The organism is Pseudomonas sp. AMR01 (assembly GCF_041946035.1).
Taxonomy (GTDB): domain Bacteria; phylum Pseudomonadota; class Gammaproteobacteria; order Pseudomonadales; family Pseudomonadaceae; genus Aquipseudomonas; species Aquipseudomonas antarctica_B.
This window is the reverse complement of sequence record NZ_JAUTYR010000002.1, coordinates 289,415-307,034: the sequence shown is the minus strand read 5'-3', so window position 1 is coordinate 307,034 and position 17,620 is coordinate 289,415. Positions and strand designations below refer to the sequence as shown.

Here is a 17,620-nt window from a genome sequence, read left to right as displayed (position 1 = left end):
ATTTTTATTCGGCAGATTCTACAGCGGCGATCATGCGGACCACATCTACGGTCTCGGCAACGTCATGCACACGCAAGATGCGTGCGCCTTTCGTTACAGCGAGCGCCGCCAGCGCAAGACCACCATACAGCCGCTCACCTACAGGACGATTCAAGGCCAGCCCTATCATGCTCTTGCGTGAAACGCCGACCAAAAGAGGCCGACCAAGGTAATGCAGGGCTTCCATATGTTTGAAAAGACTTAAATTATGTTGCAGGGTCTTGGCGAAACCAAAACCGGGGTCAAGGATAATCCGCTCAGGCGCAATGCCTGCTGCGCCACACTGAGCGATACGCCGCGCAAGAAACCCACTAACCTCACCAACCAGATCGTCGTAGTGCGGGCTGTCCTGCATATTGCCGGGCTCGCCCAGCATATGCATCAAACACACCGGCAAGCCGGTTGCCGCGGCGGCATCCAGAGCGCCGTCGCGTTGCAGTGACCGCACATCATTGATCAAGCCAGCACCAAGACGCGCCGTTTCGCGCATTACCGCAGGAGTCGACGTATCCACCGAGATGATCACGTCCAACTCACGAGCGATAAGCTCGACGATCGGCGCGACTCGCTCCAACTCCTCCAGAGGAGAAACAACACGAGCGCCAGGCCGGGTCGATTCGCCACCGACGTCAATCAGCGTCGCACCGGCGGCGACCATCGCTTCAGCATGACGCAGCGCAGCATCCCGCCGATTGAAGCGGCCGCCGTCGGAAAAGGAGTCTGGTGTGACATTCAGAATACCCATGACATGCGTATGGGCCAAATCAAGAACCCGGTTGCCGCAAGGCAACCGGGTGGAGGACAACACAGAAGTCATTTCAAACCTTAGACGTCAGCTGCCGGGCCGCCGATCGGGGCTTCAGGGCGTTCGTTCTGAACCACCGGCGGAGTGCCCGAGGTACCCGAACCGCCTTCCCAGTCGCGAGGTTCACGCGGTGCGCGACCAGCCATGATGTCGTCAATCTGATCGGCATCAATGGTCTCGTACTTCATCAGCGCATCAGCCATGGCATCCAGCTTGTCGCGGTTATCAGTCAGGATCTGCTTGGCCGTGCCATAGCACTGGTCGATGATGCTGCGCACCTCGGAGTCGATCAGCTTGGCTGTCTCACCGGAGAAGCTGGCGCTTTGACCGCCACCGCCACGACCCAGGAACACTTCGCCATCATCTTCGGCGTACATCAAAGGACCGAGTTTTTCCGACAAGCCCCACTTGGTCACCATGTTCCGCGCAATCTGGCTGGCACGCATGATGTCGTTGGAAGCACCGGTGGTTACACCGTCGAAACCAAGGGTCATCTCTTCTGCAATACGACCGCCGTACAAGGAGCAGATCTGGCTGATCAGCGCGCGCTTGGAGAGGCTGTAACGGTCCTCTTCCGGCAGAAACATAGTGACACCCAGCGCCCGGCCACGAGGAATGATCGAGACCTTATAGACCGGATCATGCTCAGGCACGACGCGACCAACGATGGCATGGCCAGCCTCGTGATACGCGGTGTTCTGCTTCTCTTTCTCGGACATGACCATGGATTTGCGCTCGGCGCCCATCATGATCTTGTCTTTCGCCAGCTCGAATTCCTTCATTTCTACAACGCGCTTGCCGGTACGGGCTGCGAACAGCGAAGCCTCGTTCACCAGGTTGGCCAGGTCAGCACCGGAGAAACCCGGCGTACCACGAGCAATCACTGCCGGAGCGACGTCGTCGCCCATCGGCACTTTGCGCATGTGCACTTTCAGAATCTGCTCACGACCACGAATGTCCGGCAAACCCACCACAACCTGACGGTCGAAACGGCCCGGACGCAGCAGCGCAGGATCCAATACGTCGGGACGGTTAGTTGCGGCGATGACGATGATGCCGTCATTCATTTCAAAGCCGTCCATCTCTACCAGCAACTGGTTGAGGGTCTGCTCACGCTCATCATGACCGCCACCCATGCCGGCGCCACGATGGCGACCCACGGCATCGATTTCATCGATGAAAATAATGCACGGTGCATGCTTCTTGGCCTGCTCGAACATATCGCGAACACGGCTGGCACCCACGCCGACGAACATTTCAACGAAGTCAGAACCGGAGATGGTGAAGAAAGGCACTTTGGCCTCGCCGGCAATCGCCTTGGCCAGCAAGGTTTTACCGGTACCCGGAGGACCAACCATCAGCACGCCGCGCGGAATGCGACCGCCCAGACGCTGGAATTTGCCCGGGTCCCGCAGGAACTCGACCAACTCGCCGACTTCTTCCTTGGCTTCGTCGCAACCAGCAACGTCAGCCAAGGTGGTCTTCACCTGATCCTCGGAGAGCAGGCGCGCCTTGCTCTTGCCAAAGCTCATCGGCCCGCCCTTGCCTCCCGCACCGCCTTGCATCTGGCGCATGAAGAACATGAACACGGCAATAATCACCAGGATCGGAAAGCTCGCTACCAATAGCTGAGTCCAGATGCTCTGCTGCTCAGGCTGTTTGCCTTCAACAACCACGTGGTTATCCACCAGGTCGCCGATCAGACCGTTGTCCTGGATTGCCGGACGAATGGTCTTGAAGCTGTCGCCATCATTGCGTTTGCCGGTGATCACGTAGCCATCAACCGCTACGCGCTCGACCTTGCCATCCTTAACTTGCTGGATGAAGTCGGAATAGTTGAGGGTCTGCGGCTCGTTAGGGCTGGAGAAGTTGTTCATCACCGTCACCAGGACAGCCGCGATGATCAACCACAGGATCAGATTCTTTGCCATATCGTTCAATTAACTACCCTCTGAAGCAAGCTCCGCTACTGGCGCGCGCTTCGCATGATATTCACCGGCCTAACTTACTACATTACCTACAACTCTGGCAGGCGCCGTCTGTAACCCTTTGTGAAACTTTGACTACATAATATTCGTAAAGCTTCATGACGAAAGCGATATAAAAAAACCTATCGCCTACCTCGAATTTCTCAAAAGCGCTCTTCACTGCTCGCAGCGCCTTCAGCACCACGAAACCCGCGGCACAGCAGGTACTGCTCCCGCGACCTATCCCGGGAAGAGTCAGGCTTGCGCGTTTGCACCTTGTCGAACAATTTGCGGATGTTCTTGTGGTACTCGTCAAAACCTTCACCCTGGAAGACTTTCACCAGAAAATCACCACCAGGACGCAAAACCCGACCCGCCAAATCCAGCGCCAGCTCACACAGGAACATTGCACGCGGCATATCGACGGCCGGTAATCCACTCATATTGGGGGCCATGTCGGAAATCACAAGGTCTACCTGCGAATTTCCCACCGCCTCAAGGATCTGTGCGAGCACGGCATCCTGGGTGAAGTCACCATGAACAAAGGTCACATCCGGGATACTGTCCATTTCCAGGATGTCGGAAGCGATCAAGCGGCCCTGCCCACCAATCAGACGACTGGTCACTTGGGACCAACCACCGGGGGCTGCACCCAGATCGATAACACTCATGCCTGGACGGATTATTTTGTCCTTGTCCTGGATCTCCAACAGCTTGTAGCTGGCCCGGGAACGGTAGCCATCCTTCTGCGCCATTTTGACGTAAGGGTCGTTGAAATGTTCTTGTAGCCACTTAAGGCTTGTTTTGGAACGGGCCACGGGCCACCTCGAAAATAAAACGGGTCGTGATTAACTGGGCGGTCCCGGACTCGCTCGGGTAAACTGGCCGCCGCTTTTTACAAGATCAGACGCAGGGGTCAGATTATGCCGCTCACTCAAGAGCAGAAGAAACAGTACAAATCCATTGGCCACCATCTGAAACCAGTTCTGATTGTGGCAGACAACGGTTTGACTGAAGGTGTGTTAGCCGAGTTCGAACGCGCACTCAACGATCACGAACTGATCAAGATCAAGGTCAACATCCTTGACCGTGAGGCGCGCCTGGCTGCCGTTGCAGAATTGTGCAAGGTAGGCAAAGCGGACCTGGTTCAGGTCATCGGCAAGATGGCGCTGCTGTATCGCAAGAACTTCAGCGTCAACAAGCAACTGTCGAATGTACATCGCTTTAAATGATAGCTTTCAAACGCTAACAAGGGTTACGGGCGTGCTTCGCGCGCCCTGCCACTCCATCCCGGCGCCGGCTGCATCACCAGCACCAAACCGGAGAACCCTAGCACAAGATAGCTGAATAGCCGCCAGCGCAACGCTTCCGGCAGCCACACATGCACTACGCAAAACATTGCGCATGCATACAGCGCCATCAACAGCAGTTGGCCGCGAATATCCCGCCACACACTCCCCAAGCCTTCGGCCTTGATCAGCACCAGCACCTGGAGCGTTACGCACGCCGCCGCAAAACCCACCAGCAACGCACTGAGCAAACCGTCGATCTCATCGATCAGCAACGGTGCCAGGCCGATCAGGCCCAGCGCCGGTAAAACGCCTATGTGCAACAACCACAGGCCGCCCACCCAAAGCATCTGAGCGAGCTGCCAAAGCATGGCGCCCGCACGAAGCGGGCGCCGCCGTTCAGATGTGACGAACTTCAACAATCTCATACTCGATCACGCCACCAGGCGTCTTCACAGCCACCACATCGCCCTCTTCCTTGGCAATCAAGGCACGGGCGAGCGGCGAACCGACAGAGATTTTACCGAGTTTGAAGTCAGCTTCGTCTTCACCCACGATGTGGTAAACAACGCGCTCATCGGTCTCGACGTTGGCGATTTCCACGGTGGTGCCGAAAATCACTTTGCCGGTGTGCGGGATAGACGTGACATCGATGATGACCTGGTTCTGAATCCGGCCTTCAATGTCACGGATCCGCGCCTCGACCATACCCTGCTGCTCGCGAGCAGCGTGGTATTCGGCGTTTTCCTTCAAGTCACCCAGCTCGCGGGCCGTACCGATGTCCTGGCTCAACTTCGGACGGACGACCTTGGTCAGGTGGGTGTGTTCCTCTTCCAGGGCCTTGGCGCCCTGGACGGTCATTGGGTACTTGATCATGCCTTCAATCCTGCGTGTAGATCCTGCAAGCGACGCACGGTCTTTTCAGGACCGAACTTGAGCGCTTCACAGATAGCTTCGCCAGCAGCAATGGTGGTGGTGCAGTAGATCTTGTGCTGCAAGGCGTTACGACGAATGGAGTAGGAGTCCGCGATCGACTGGCGACCTTCGGTGGTGTTGATGATCAAGGTGACTTCGTCATTCTTGATCATGTCGACCACGTGTGGACGGCCTTCCGTCACCTTGTTGACGCGACGCACTTTCAGGCCGGCAGCTTCGATCAGCTTGGCGGTCCCGGCAGTGGCCACAACTTCAAAGCCCAAGTTGATCAGATCACGGGCTACGCCTGCAACCAGTGGCTTGTCATCGTCACGCACGCTGATGAACGCTGTACCGCCGGTTGGCAGCACTTCGCTCGCACCCATCTGGGCCTTGGCGAAGGCTTCGCCGAACGTGTCGCCCACGCCCATCACTTCACCGGTGGACTTCATCTCCGGGCCCAGGATCGGGTCCACGCCAGGGAATTTGGCGAATGGGAACACCGCCTCTTTCACGCTGTAGAAGTTCGGAATGATTTCCTTGGTGAAGCCGATTTCCTTCAGGGTCTTACCGGCCATCACGCGGGCAGCGATCATGGCCAGGGACACACCGATGCACTTGGAAACAAATGGCACGGTACGCGAAGCCCGTGGGTTAACTTCGATGACGTAGATGTCTTCGCCTTGCAGCGCCAACTGAACGTTCATCAAGCCGACCACGCCGAGTTCCAGGGCCATTTTCTTGACCTGTTCACGCATCTCGTCCTGGATGTGTGCCGGCAGCGAGTACGGCGGCAGCGAGCATGCGGAGTCACCGGAGTGAACGCCCGCCTGTTCGATGTGCTGCATGATCGCGCCGATGACCACATCGGTACCGTCGCAGACCGCGTCCACGTCCATCTCGATAGCGCAGTTGAGGAAGTGGTCGAGCAGCACCGGGCTGTCGTTGGACACTTTCACCGCGTCACGCAGGTAACGCTTGAGTTCGTCTTCTTCGTAGACGATTTCCATCGCACGACCGCCCAATACGTAGGACGGGCGCACCACCAGCGGGTAGCCGATCTTGCTGGCTGCGCGGATGGCTTCGTCTTCGCTGCGCACGGTAGCGTTTGGCGGCTGACGCAGGTTCAGGCGCTCAACCATTTGCTGGAAGCGCTCGCGGTCTTCGGCACGGTCGATCGCGTCTGGGCTGGTGCCGATAATTGGCACGCCGGCAGCTTCAAGAGCACGCGCCAATTTCAACGGGGTTTGGCCGCCGTACTGGACGATCACGCCTTTTGGCTTCTCGACGCGGCAGATTTCCAGCACGTCTTCCAGGGTTACAGGCTCGAAGTACAGACGGTCGGAGGTGTCGTAGTCAGTGGAAACGGTTTCCGGGTTGCAGTTGACCATGATGGTCTCATACCCGTCTTCGCGAAGAGCGAGGGCGGCATGCACGCAGCAGTAGTCGAACTCGATGCCTTGGCCGATACGGTTAGGACCGCCGCCCAGAATCATGATCTTGTCGCGACCGGACGGAGCAGCTTCGCACTCTTCCTCGTAAGTCGAGTACATGTAAGCGGTGTCGGTGGCGAATTCAGCAGCGCACGTATCAACACGCTTGTAGACCGGGAAGATGTCGAGCTTGTGGCGGTGAGTCCGCAGGTTCTTCTCGGTCACACCCAGCAGTTTGGCCAGGCGCTGATCGGAGAAACCTTTGCGCTTGAGGCGGAACATCAGGTCGCGACCGATAGAGGACAAGCCGAGGGTCTTGACCTTCTCTTCTTCCTTGATCAGGTCTTCGATCTGCACCAGGAACCAAGGATCGATCATGTTCATGCCGAAGATGTCTTCGACCGACAGACCAGCGCGGAAGGCGTCAGCCACGTACCAGATACGCTCGGCGCCCGGCACGGTCAGCTCACGCTTGAGGATGCTCATGCTTTCCGGGTTGCTCAGGTCGAGCTTCTCGTCCAGACCACACACGCCTACTTCCAGGCCACGCAGGGCTTTCTGCAGGGATTCCTGGAAAGTCCGGCCGATGGCCATGACTTCACCCACCGACTTCATTTGAGTGGTCAGGCGTGCGTCGGCTTTCGGAAATTTCTCGAAAGCGAAACGTGGCAGCTTGGTGACGACGTAGTCGATCGACGGCTCGAAAGAGGCCGGAGTAGCGCCGCCGGTGATTTCGTTTTGCAGTTCGTCCAGGGTATAGCCGATCGCCAGCTTGGCAGCGATACGCGCAATCGGGAAACCGGTGGCTTTCGAGGCCAAGGCCGAGGAACGGGATACCCGCGGGTTCATCTCGATGACCACCATACGGCCAGTGTCCGGGCAAATGCCGAACTGGACGTTGGAGCCGCCGGTTTCCACGCCGATCTCGCGCAGTACCGCCAGGGAGGCGTTACGCATGATCTGGTATTCCTTGTCCGTCAGGGTCTGTGCCGGCGCCACAGTGATCGAGTCACCGGTGTGCACGCCCATCGGGTCAAAGTTTTCGATGGAGCAGACGATGATGCAGTTGTCCTTCTTATCGCGGACAACCTCCATCTCGTACTCTTTCCAGCCGATCAGGGATTCGTCGATCAGCAGCTCTTTGGTCGGCGACAGGTCCAGGCCACGGGCGCAGATTTCTTCGAACTCTTCCCGGTTGTAAGCGATACCGCCACCGGTGCCGCCCATGGTGAAGGACGGACGGATGATGCACGGGAAGCCCAGCTTCTCGAGCACTGCGTTGGCTTCTTCCATGGTGTGGGCGATGCCCGAGCGCGGGCAGTCCAGGCCGATGGACTTCATGGCCTTGTCGAAGCGCGAACGGTCTTCAGCCTTGTCGATGGTGTCGGCATTGGCGCCGATCATCTCAACGCCGAATTTTTCCAGGACGCCTTCGCGCTCCAGGTCCAGGGCGCAGTTCAGTGCAGTCTGGCCGCCCATGGTTGGCAACAGTGCGTCCGGGCGCTCTTTCTCGATGATCTTGGCAACGGTCTGCCACTTGATCGGCTCGATGTAGGTAGCGTCGGCCATGTCCGGGTCGGTCATGATGGTGGCCGGGTTGGAGTTCACCAGGATGACGCGGTAGCCCTCCTCGCGCAGGGCTTTACAGGCCTGGGCGCCGGAGTAGTCGAATTCGCAGGCCTGGCCGATCACGATCGGGCCAGCGCCGAGAATCAGGATGCTTTTTATGTCTGTACGTTTTGGCATGGGTTTGTCACTCAAATCCGCAGGTCAGTCGGCAAGCCGTCTTGAACACTCTTTGAAGAGCCTGCGGGGGCCACCGAAACTCGGGGCCGCCCGCAGGCCGCTCAGTCAGCGTCGCTTGGCCATCTCATTGATGAAACGGTCGAACAGCGGCGCTACGTCGTTCGGGCCCGGGCTGGCTTCAGGGTGGCCCTGGAAGCTGAACGCGCTCTTGTCAGTACGCTCGATGCCTTGCAGGGAACCGTCGAACAGCGACTTGTGGATAGCGCGCACGTTTGCCGGCAAGGTCGCTTCGTCCACCGCAAAACCATGGTTCTGGCTGGTGATCATCACCACGCCAGTGTCCAGGTCTTGCACAGGGTGGTTGGCACCGTGGTGGCCGTGGCCCATTTTCAGGGTCTTGGCGCCGGAGGCAAGGGCCAGCAGTTGGTGACCGAGGCAGATACCGAAGACCGGAATCTCGGTTTCCAGTACGTCCTTGATCGCCTGGATGGCGTAGTCGCAAGGCTCAGGGTCACCCGGGCCGTTGGACAGGAACACACCGTCCGGTTGCAGGGCCAGCACGTCACTCGCCGGGGTTTGCGCCGGCACTACGGTAACGCGGCAACCGCGCTCAACCAACATGCGCAGGATGTTGTACTTCACGCCATAGTCGTAAGCCACGACGTGGTACGGCAGGTCAGCAGCTTCGATGGTCTCGTGGCTGTCGGTCTTCAAGTCCCAGACAGTGGAGCGCCATTCGTACTTCTCTTTAACGCTGACGACTTTCGCCAGGTCCATGCCTTTCAGGCCTGGGAAACCTTGCGCTGCGGCAATCGCCGCCTCTTCGGAAATATTGTCACCGACCATGATGCAGCCGTTCTGCGAGCCTTTTTCACGCAGGATGCGTGTCAGGCGGCGCGTATCGATACCGGCGATAGCCACAACGTTGTTGGCTTTCAGATAATCGGACAGCGACATCGTGTTACGCCAGTTGCTCGCAACCAGTGGCAGGTCACGAATCACCAGACCGGCGGACCATACACGATCAGACTCGGCGTCTTCCGGTGTAGTACCGGTGTTGCCGATGTGCGGATAGGTCAGGGTAACGATCTGTTGGGCGTAGGAAGGATCAGTAAGGATTTCCTGATAGCCGGTCATGGCGGTGTTAAACACCACCTCTCCAACGGTTTGACCGTCGGCTCCAATGGCTTCGCCGCGAAAAATGCTGCCATCAGCAAGGGCGAGTATGGCTGGCTTAGTCAAGAAGACCTCCCGTAAATAAAGCCTGAAAGGGCGATCGCAGGTGTAAAAAAGCGGAGTGACGTATGGACACGTCACTCCGCTCATTCACTGAATTATTCTGCGCGCTTTTAGTGAACACACTAAAGCTGTAGCTTACAGAAAAAGGCTTTTTTGGTCCACCGCTAATGAGCCTAAAAGGCAGGGGAATGCGACAGGGCGTCGCTTAGCGGGTAAAACGGGGCCGATGCATAAGCTTGAGGCCCCTTTTTAGCGACTGATTAGTGCAGGTCCAGCACATCGCGCATGTCGTACAGACCAGGCTCGCGACCTTCCAGCCAGAGCGCAGCACGCACCGCACCCTTGGCAAATGTCATGCGGCTGGACGCCTTGTGCGTAATCTCCAGGCGCTCGCCCTCAGAGGCGAACAACACGGTGTGATCACCCACTACATCGCCGCCGCGGACGGTCGCAAACCCAATGGTGTCACGCGCACGCTCGCCGGTATGACCTTCGCGACCGTAAACCGCCACTTTCGACAGGTCACGCCCCAGCGCATCCGCAATCGCCTCGCCCATGCGCAACGCAGTGCCCGAAGGCGCATCGATCTTGTGGCGGTGGTGGGTTTCGATGATCTCGATATCCGCCTCATCCCCCAGCACGCGCGCGGCCAGGTCCAGAAGCTTCAGCGACAGGTTCACACCCACACTGAAGTTGGCCGCGAAGACCATTGGAATATCCTTGCCCGCTTCCACCAGCAACTGCTTTTGCTGAGCGCTCAAGCCCGTGGTACCGATCACCATGGCCTTGCCCGCCTTGCGGCAGAACGCCAGGTTTTTCAGCATCACGTCCGGCAGGGTGAAATCGATCAGTACGTCGAACTCGTCAGCGACCTTCTCCAGACTGCCCGACAGCGAAACGCCGATACGACCCAGCGAGGCCAGCTCACCGGCATCTGCACCGATCAGCGAGCTGCCCGGACGAACGATCGCCGCGGTCAGCCCAGAGGCCGGCGAGCGTTGCTGCACGGCCTCGACCAGATTCTTGCCCATGCGCCCTGCAGCGCCCATCACGGCTATACGTCGCATACTCACCCCTTACAGGTCGCCGAAGAAGCGCTTCACACCGTCGAAAAACCCAGTGGATTTCGGCGAGTGGGAGTCGTCACCTTCCAGCGAGCTGCGGAATTCCTCGAGCAATTCACGTTGACGACGCCCCAGGTTGACTGGCGTTTCAACCGCCACACGGCACATCAGGTCGCCTGCACCACCACCGCGCACCGGCGCAACGCCTTTGCCACGGATACGGAATTGCTTGCCGGTCTGCGTCCCTTCAGGAATCTTGAGCTTGACCCGACCGTCCAGCGTCGGAATTTCCAGCTCGCCACCCAGGGCCGCATCCACAAAGCTGATGGGCACTTCACAGAACAGATGCTTGCCGTCGCGCTGGAAGATCGAGTGCTCGCGCACATTGATCACCACGTACAGGTCGCCGGTAGGGCCGCCTTGAGTCCCCGCCTCGCCTTCACCCGACAGGCGAATGCGATCACCGGTATCCACGCCCGCCGGCACTTTCACCGACAGGGTTTTGTACTCTTCGACGCGGCCTTCGCCGTGGCAGGAATCGCACGGATCGGAAATGATCTTGCCCTGGCCATGGCAACGCGGGCAGGTCTGCTGCACCGAGAAGAAGCCCTGCTGCATGCGGACCTGGCCAATACCACCACAGGTCGGACAGGTGATCGGCGAGGAGCCTTTCTTGGCACCCGAGCCGTCGCACGGCTTGCAGTTGACCAACGTCGGCACACGGATATTGACGCTGGTACCGCGCACGGCTTCTTCCAGGTTCAGTTCCAGGGTGTAGCGCAAGTCGCTGCCACGCTGGGCACCGCCACGCTGACCACCACGGCCGCCGCCGAAGAAGTCGCTGAATACGTCGCCGAAAATGTCGGAGAAATTCTGACCGCCAAAACCGGCACCGCCGCCACCCATGCTTGGGTCAACGCCGGCATGGCCGTACTGGTCGTAGGCCGCGCGCTTGTTGGGATCACTCAGGCATTCGTAGGCCTCGTTGGCCTCCTTGAACATCTCTTCGGATTCTTTGCTATCCGGATTACGGTCCGGGTGATGCTTCATCGCCAGGCGACGGTAGGCCTTTTTCAGGTCCGCTTCGCTGGAGCTGCGCTCCACACCCAATACTTCGTAATAGTCACGCTTTGCCATAAGTCTTTGCACTCTTAAGGACGTTCGGCGAGACCCTCCTGAGCCTTGCCAAACTCGTTGAGCCCCAATACAGGCCCGGACCCAACTCACGTCAATTCAACGATCCTGGTCTTTACTGCCTTTAGCCAGGTACCCGGCCAAAAACGCGGTGACTGTCGCTCGGAAAGCAGGAGCATCCCCGATCACACCGCCAACATCCGAACGCTGTCGCATGTTGTAAAAATTCGCATACCCCAGACACGCCAACGCGGGAGCAAGCTCCCGCGCGGCGACATCCTACCAGTCACCGCTGGAGAGCGGTCAACCGGGCGACCAACTTACTTGTGGTCTTTTACTTCTTCGAACTCGGCATCGACAACGTCGTCTTGCTTGGCTTCAGGCTCTGCGTGTTGTGCAGCACCCTCAGCAGGCTGACCTTGTTCGGCGTACATTTTCTGAGCAACCGGCGCGGAGACTTTCGACAACTCCTCAACCTTGGCCTCGATGGCAGCCTTGTCGTCGCCCTTGATGGCGGCTTCTAGGGCAACCACAGCTGCTTCGATTGCGGTTTTCTCTTCAGCGGTCACTTTGTCACCCGCTTCGGAAATCATCTTGCGCGTCGAGTGAACCAGGGCATCGCCCTGGTTACGGGCGCCAGCCAGCTCAGCAAACTTGGCATCCGCATCAGCGTTGGCTTCAGCATCACGAATCATCTGTTGAATTTCTTCATCAGACAGGCCGGAGTTGGCCTTGATGGTGATCTTCTGCTCTTTGCCGGTAGCCTTGTCTTTCGCGCCGACGTGCAGGATGCCGTTGGCGTCGATGTCGAAGGTTACTTCGATTTGCGGCACACCACGTGGTGCTGGTGGAATCTCGGCCAGGTCGAACTTGCCCAGGGACTTGTTCTGCGCCGCTTGCTTACGCTCACCTTGCAGCACGTGAATAGTCACGGCGCCCTGGTTGTCGTCGGCAGTCGAGAACACCTGGGATTTCTTGGTAGGAATCGTGGTGTTTTTCTCGATCAGCGCAGTCATCACGCCACCCATGGTTTCGATACCCAGGGTCAGCGGGCTAACGTCCAGCAGCAGCACGTCTTTCACGTCACCGGCCAATACTGCACCCTGGATAGCAGCACCCATGGCAACGGCTTCGTCCGGGTTCACGTCTTTACGTGCTTCTTTACCGAAGAACTCGGTGACCAGCTTCTGAACCAGTGGCATACGGGTCTGACCGCCGACCAGGATCACGTCGTTGATCGCGCCAACGTCGATACCGGAGTCTTTCAGCGCAATGCGGCAAGGCTCGATAGTGCGTTGAACCAGGTCTTCAACCAGTGCTTCCAGCTTGGAACGCGAGATTTTCACGTTCAAGTGCTTAGGACCGGTGGCGTCTGCAGTGATGTAAGGCAGGTTCACGTCGGTCGACTGAGCGGAAGACAGCTCGATCTTGGCTTTCTCAGCGGCTTCTTTCAGGCGCTGCATGGCCAGCGGGTCACCCTTAAGGTTCATGCCGCTTTCTTTCTTGAATTCGTCAACGAGGTAGTCGATCAGACGAATGTCGAAGTCTTCACCGCCGAGGAAGGTGTCACCGTTGGTGGCCAACACTTCGAACTGGTGCTCGCCGTCAACTTCAGCGATCTCGATCACGGAGACGTCGAACGTACCGCCACCCAGGTCATAAACGATCACAGTGTGGTCGCCCTTGGCCTTGTCCATACCGTAAGCCAGAGCGGCAGCGGTAGGTTCGTTGATGATACGTTTTACATCCAGGCCAGCAATGCGGCCGGCGTCTTTGGTCGCCTGGCGCTGGCTGTCGTTGAAGTAGGCCGGAACGGTGATCACCGCTTCAGTCACTGCTTCACCGAGGTAGTCTTCGGCAGTCTTCTTCATCTTTTTCAAGATTTCAGCCGAGATCTGCGGCGGCGACATTTTCTGGCCGTTTACTTCAACCCAGGCGTCACCGTTGTCAGCCTTGGCGATTTTGTAAGGGACCATCTTGATGTCTTTCTGCACGACTTCTTCGTCGAACTTGCGACCGATCAGACGCTTTACCGCGTACAGCGTATTGTGCGGGTTGGTCACAGCCTGACGCTTGGCCGACTGGCCGACGAGGATTTCACCGTCGTTAGCGTAAGCGACGATCGACGGCGTGGTGCGCGCGCCTTCGGCGTTTTCGATAACTTTAGCAACGCCGTTTTCCAGCACGGAGACGCAGGAGTTGGTGGTCCCCAGGTCGATACCGATAATTTTGCCCATGATTTACTCTCCCGAAACTTGAATTTGGTTGCCGCAGCAGTGGTGGCTAACTGCGGTAGCACTTAAACGCTTGACTTAATAGATGGGGCCGTTACGACTAATTTCAAGCCTGCTCATCAATAGAAGGTGCAACAGGTGCAGGAGCCTTGCTCACTACCACCATTGCCGGGCGCAGCAAGCGACCGTTGAGCTGGTAGCCCTTCTGGAACACTTTCAACACACTGTTAGGCTCAAGGTCATGGCTTTCTTGCATGGCCATCGCCTGATGATGCTCAGCGTTAAACGGTTCGCCGCCTTGCGGATCAATGGCTTCCAGCTGATAACGCTTCAGGGTGTCCTGGAACATTTTCAGGGTCAGTTCGATCCCTTCACGCATCGGGCGGATGTTCTCGTCGTCCGCATTGGACAACTCAAGACCACGCTCCAGGCTGTCGATGATCGGCAACAGATCACCGGCGAATTTTTCCAGCGCGAATTTGTGAGCCTTTTCGACATCTTGCTCGGCACGGCGGCGGACGTTTTGCAGATCGGCGGCTACACGCAACGATTGATCCTGCGCTGCAGCCAATTGCTCTTCGAGCACTTGCACGCGAGTCGCCAGCTCATCTGCGGCAGCCGAATTGGCGTCTGGAGTTTGCGTATCCTGCGTCTGTTCGTCAGCCATAGATTTCTCCTTTCAAAATCATGCGCGAACTCAACTCGCGCTTCTGTTCCGGTATATGGGGCCACAATTTTCAGGTTCAAGGGCGCAGGCGTTACCAAAAGTCTTTCCAGTGATGCAGATCAATTCCGGCCGGCTCATTCCTGTTCGCGCTAAATAACGCGACTGTTCAAGAAAATCGAGCTAAGCATCAGGATTGTCAGCCCTGAACAAAACACTGTATAAATAACCAGACCTAAAGCCTGGGAGCGGCCGTCATGCTCGTGCACCTGTCCGTACATAACTACGCAATCGTTGAACATCTGGATCTGGAACTGGATCGCGGGATGAGCGTAATCACAGGCGAAACCGGCGCCGGCAAGTCGATCATGCTCGACGCCCTGGGCCTGACCCTGGGCGACCGCGCCGACAGTGGCGTGGTGCGCCCCGGTGCAGACAAGGCCGACATTCTGGCTACCTTTGACCTCGCGGATATTCCCGAAGCCGAAGTCTGGCTGACCGAACGCGACCTTAATAATGAAGGCCCGTGCATCCTGCGCCGGGTCATCACGGCCGAAGGGCGCTCGCGCGGCTACATCAATGGCACGCCCTGCCCGCTCGGCGACCTGAAAGCCCTGGGCGAATTGCTGATTGATATCCACAGCCAGCATGAACACCAGTCCCTGCTGAAAACCGATACCCACCGCCGCTTGCTCGATGAATACGCCGGCGCAACCGACCTTGCCCGTCAAGTGCAATTGGCCGCCCAACGCTGGCGGCAAACGCGCCAGGAACTGGAGCGCCTTTCCAATTCCGGCGACGAGCAACGCGCGCGCCATCAATTGCTCAGCTACCAGCTTGAAGAGCTGGAAAGCTTGGGGCTTGGCGAAACGGAGCTGGAGCAACTGGAGCAGGAACACAAAAACCTCACCAACGCCGAAACCCTGCTGGGCATCTGTCGCCAAGTGGTTGAGCAATGCAGCGAAAATGATTCAGGGAATGTGCTGAATGCACTGACGGCGAGTCTCAACCGACTGTCGACTGTAAACAGTGGCTCGGGCTCTCTGAGCGAAGCCACCACGCTACTGACCAGCGCACAAATTCAGGTAGAAGAAGCCGTCGGTGAGCTGAACCGCTTTCTGGATCACTTTGATGCAGACCCTGCACGCCTGCAGGAAATCGAGGAACGCCTCGACACCATCTATACCCTGGCACGCAAACATCGAATCCAGCCGACTGAAGTGGCGACCATGCAGCAGAAATTGCTGGATGAAATCGAGACATTGAATGCGAATGACGAGTCTATCGAGCAACTGGGTGAAGAACTCGCGTCCTTCGCTCGGCATTACCAAGAGAAAGCCCGGGAGCTGAGCGACCTGCGCCAGCAAGCTGCTACCGGCTTGGCGAGCGCAGTGGAGCAGGAAATCCAGCGCCTGGGCATGCCAGGTGGCCGCTTCACTATCGAATTGCGCACCAATACCAGCAACGAATTGCAGCCCCATGGGCTTGAGCAAGTGGAACTGCTGGTCAGCGCCAACCCCGGGCAACCACTCAAGGCCTTGGCCAAAGTAGCGTCTGGCGGTGAGTTGTCACGCATCAGCCTGGCGATACAGGTGATTACCGCGCAAACCTCACGCGTACCGACGCTGGTATTCGACGAAGTCGATGTGGGTATTGGCGGGCCGACTGCGGAAATCGTTGGGCAGTTGCTGCGCCGCCTTGGTGATCGAGGCCAAGTGCTTACAGTCACTCACTTGCCGCAAGTGGCGGCACAAGGGCATCAACATCTGTTTGTACACAAGGTACGAGGCAGCGACGCGACGCACACAGCCGTATCGAAGCTGAACAAGTCCGAGCGCGTGGAAGAAGTCGCGCGGATGCTGGGCGGTATCGACCTGACCAAAGAGTCCCTGGCTCACGCGAAGAAAATGGTCGTCGCAACCAAGGCTTAAGCTGGCATTTTTCTCTCTATAGAAAGCACGAAGGCGACCTTGAGGTCGCCTTCGTGCGTTTCGCAGAGCAAATCTGCGTCGTTTTTACTTTTTCTTACGGATGTACAGCACCAGATTATGGTCCACCAAATCGAAACCGTGCTCTTCGGCGATCGCCTTCTGGAGCTTCTCGATTTCCGGGCTGGTGAACTCGATAACCTCATTGGTATCCAGGTCAACCATATGATCGTGATGACCACCGTCGGCCAATTCGAACACTGCATGACCGCCGTCGAAATTATGACGAACCACCAGCCCTGCGGCTTCAAACTGGGTCAGCACACGGTAAACGGTAGCCAGGCCAACGTCCTCGTTAGACTCCATCAGCGCCTTGTAAACATCCTCGGCACTCATGTGGCGCTGCTCAGCAGAATCGAGCATTTGTAGAATCTTGACTCGTGGCAGAGTCACTTTAAGACCGGCTTTGCGTAGTTCGCTATTTTCAACCATGGTTAGCTTTCTCGCGGATGCTGCTTCGCAGCTTCTCTTAATACGGGTATGATCGGCGTTTACGTTGTCCCAGCCAAGATAGTGGAAGTCGCCCACCGATGCAAAACACCAAGCTCTTGCTAACCAGTTTCACCTTTGTGGGACTGCTCGCACTCGCCGGTTGTTCATTCCCCGGGGTTTACAAAATCGACATCCAGCAGGGCAATGTCGTCACGCAGGACATGATAGACCAGTTACGCCCGGGAATGACCCGACGGCAAGTACGGTTTATTATGGGCAATCCCCTGCTGACCGACACTTTCCATGCCGATCGCTGGGATTATCTCTACAGCATCCAGCCTGGTGGCGGTGAACGCCAACAGGAGCGCGTCAGCGTCATTTTTAATGGCAACGACCAGCTTGTCAGCCTGTCCGGTGACTTCATGCCCGGTGTAAGCCGTGATGAAGCGCTGCTGGGCAAAGACAACGGCACCACCGTGCCGGCTCCAGCGCAGGAAGCCGAACAACCGAAGTCCGAGGTGCCGGCCAAGCCAGGCTCCTTGCTGGACACGATCCAGAAGGACGTCGATGGCGTGGAGACCGTTCCAGTCCCGTCGCCACAGCCTCTGGACACCAGCCCGCAGTAAGTTTGCGGCGCTCAGCAAAAAGCCCGGCATGCCGGGCTTTTTGTT

At 57.7% G+C, this 17,620-nt stretch carries 15 protein-coding genes; 3 read left to right on the top strand and 12 right to left on the bottom strand.

Translation table 11 applies throughout. From position 1 onward, the window contains the following. Window positions 1–4: 4 nt before the first annotated feature. The 3 genes from folP to rlmE form a co-directional block, all read right to left on the bottom strand. Window positions 5–856 carry a dihydropteroate synthase gene (folP, locus tag Q7C20_RS03290; protein WP_375065359.1) on the bottom strand — a complete coding sequence of 284 codons (852 nt, stop codon included), beginning with the start codon at window positions 854–856 and terminating at the stop codon, window positions 5–7. Window positions 857–864: 8 nt separating this feature from the next. Beyond that, complete coding sequence (ftsH, locus tag Q7C20_RS03285; RefSeq protein ID WP_348057071.1) at window positions 865–2,775, bottom strand: ATP-dependent zinc metalloprotease FtsH; 1,911 nt, start codon at window positions 2,773–2,775, stop codon at window positions 865–867. A gap of 200 nt (window positions 2,776–2,975) precedes the next feature. After that, a complete protein-coding gene (gene rlmE / locus Q7C20_RS03280) occupies window positions 2,976–3,629 on the bottom strand; it encodes a 23S rRNA (uridine(2552)-2'-O)-methyltransferase RlmE (protein WP_348057069.1) in 654 nt (217 codons plus the stop codon). A gap of 105 nt (window positions 3,630–3,734) precedes the next feature. On the opposite strand from rlmE, the gene Q7C20_RS03275 reads away from it, so the two are divergent. Next, window positions 3,735–4,043: a YhbY family RNA-binding protein gene (locus Q7C20_RS03275; RefSeq protein ID WP_003176146.1), complete on the top strand. Its 309-nt coding sequence runs from the start codon at window positions 3,735–3,737 to the stop codon at window positions 4,041–4,043. 23 nt (window positions 4,044–4,066) lie between these two features. Here the strand turns inward: Q7C20_RS03275 and Q7C20_RS03270 are convergent, their stop codons facing one another. The 8 genes from Q7C20_RS03270 to grpE all read right to left on the bottom strand — a co-directional run bounded on the left by Q7C20_RS03270 (window position 4,067) and on the right by grpE (window position 14,532). Beyond that, a complete protein-coding gene (locus tag Q7C20_RS03270) occupies window positions 4,067–4,471 on the bottom strand; it encodes an MFS transporter (RefSeq protein ID WP_375065355.1) in 405 nt (134 codons plus the stop codon). A gap of 28 nt (window positions 4,472–4,499) precedes the next feature. Continuing rightward, window positions 4,500–4,976 (bottom strand): transcription elongation factor GreA, encoded by a 477-nt coding sequence (gene greA, locus Q7C20_RS03265; protein ID WP_375065353.1) that lies wholly within the window; start codon window positions 4,974–4,976, stop codon window positions 4,500–4,502. Further along, complete coding sequence (gene carB / locus Q7C20_RS03260; RefSeq protein WP_375065351.1) at window positions 4,973–8,194, bottom strand: carbamoyl-phosphate synthase large subunit; 3,222 nt, start codon at window positions 8,192–8,194, stop codon at window positions 4,973–4,975. The genes greA and carB overlap by 4 nt, the downstream gene beginning before the upstream one ends. A gap of 105 nt (window positions 8,195–8,299) precedes the next feature. Further along, window positions 8,300–9,436 carry a glutamine-hydrolyzing carbamoyl-phosphate synthase small subunit gene (gene carA, locus Q7C20_RS03255; protein WP_375065349.1) on the bottom strand — a complete coding sequence of 379 codons (1,137 nt, stop codon included), beginning with the start codon at window positions 9,434–9,436 and terminating at the stop codon, window positions 8,300–8,302. A gap of 257 nt (window positions 9,437–9,693) precedes the next feature. Next, the gene (gene dapB, locus Q7C20_RS03250; RefSeq protein ID WP_375065346.1) at window positions 9,694–10,500 is read right to left on the bottom strand and encodes a 4-hydroxy-tetrahydrodipicolinate reductase; all 807 of its coding nucleotides are present in this window, start codon (window positions 10,498–10,500) and stop codon (window positions 9,694–9,696) included. 9 nt (window positions 10,501–10,509) lie between these two features. Then, window positions 10,510–11,634: a molecular chaperone DnaJ gene (gene dnaJ / locus Q7C20_RS03245; RefSeq protein WP_375065344.1), complete on the bottom strand. Its 1,125-nt coding sequence runs from the start codon at window positions 11,632–11,634 to the stop codon at window positions 10,510–10,512. 317 nt (window positions 11,635–11,951) lie between these two features. Beyond that, entirely contained in the window at window positions 11,952–13,868 is a 1,917-nt protein-coding gene (dnaK, locus tag Q7C20_RS03240; RefSeq protein ID WP_375065342.1) for a molecular chaperone DnaK, read from the bottom strand. Window positions 13,869–13,971: 103 nt separating this feature from the next. After that, window positions 13,972–14,532, bottom strand: coding sequence for a nucleotide exchange factor GrpE (grpE, locus tag Q7C20_RS03235; RefSeq protein ID WP_348057055.1), 561 nt, complete (start codon window positions 14,530–14,532; stop codon window positions 13,972–13,974). Between the two features lie 254 nt (window positions 14,533–14,786). Here grpE and recN point away from each other — a divergent pair, with 254 nt between their 5' ends. Continuing rightward, a complete protein-coding gene (recN, locus tag Q7C20_RS03230; protein WP_375065339.1) occupies window positions 14,787–16,460 on the top strand; it encodes a DNA repair protein RecN in 1,674 nt (557 codons plus the stop codon). A gap of 84 nt (window positions 16,461–16,544) precedes the next feature. Here the strand turns inward: recN and fur are convergent, their stop codons facing one another. After that, window positions 16,545–16,949 carry a ferric iron uptake transcriptional regulator gene (fur, locus tag Q7C20_RS03225; RefSeq protein ID WP_024077449.1) on the bottom strand — a complete coding sequence of 135 codons (405 nt, stop codon included), beginning with the start codon at window positions 16,947–16,949 and terminating at the stop codon, window positions 16,545–16,547. Window positions 16,950–17,047: 98 nt separating this feature from the next. On the opposite strand from fur, the gene Q7C20_RS03220 reads away from it, so the two are divergent. Next, entirely contained in the window at window positions 17,048–17,575 is a 528-nt protein-coding gene (locus tag Q7C20_RS03220; protein WP_375065336.1) for an outer membrane protein assembly factor BamE, read from the top strand. Window positions 17,576–17,620 lie beyond the last annotated feature (45 nt).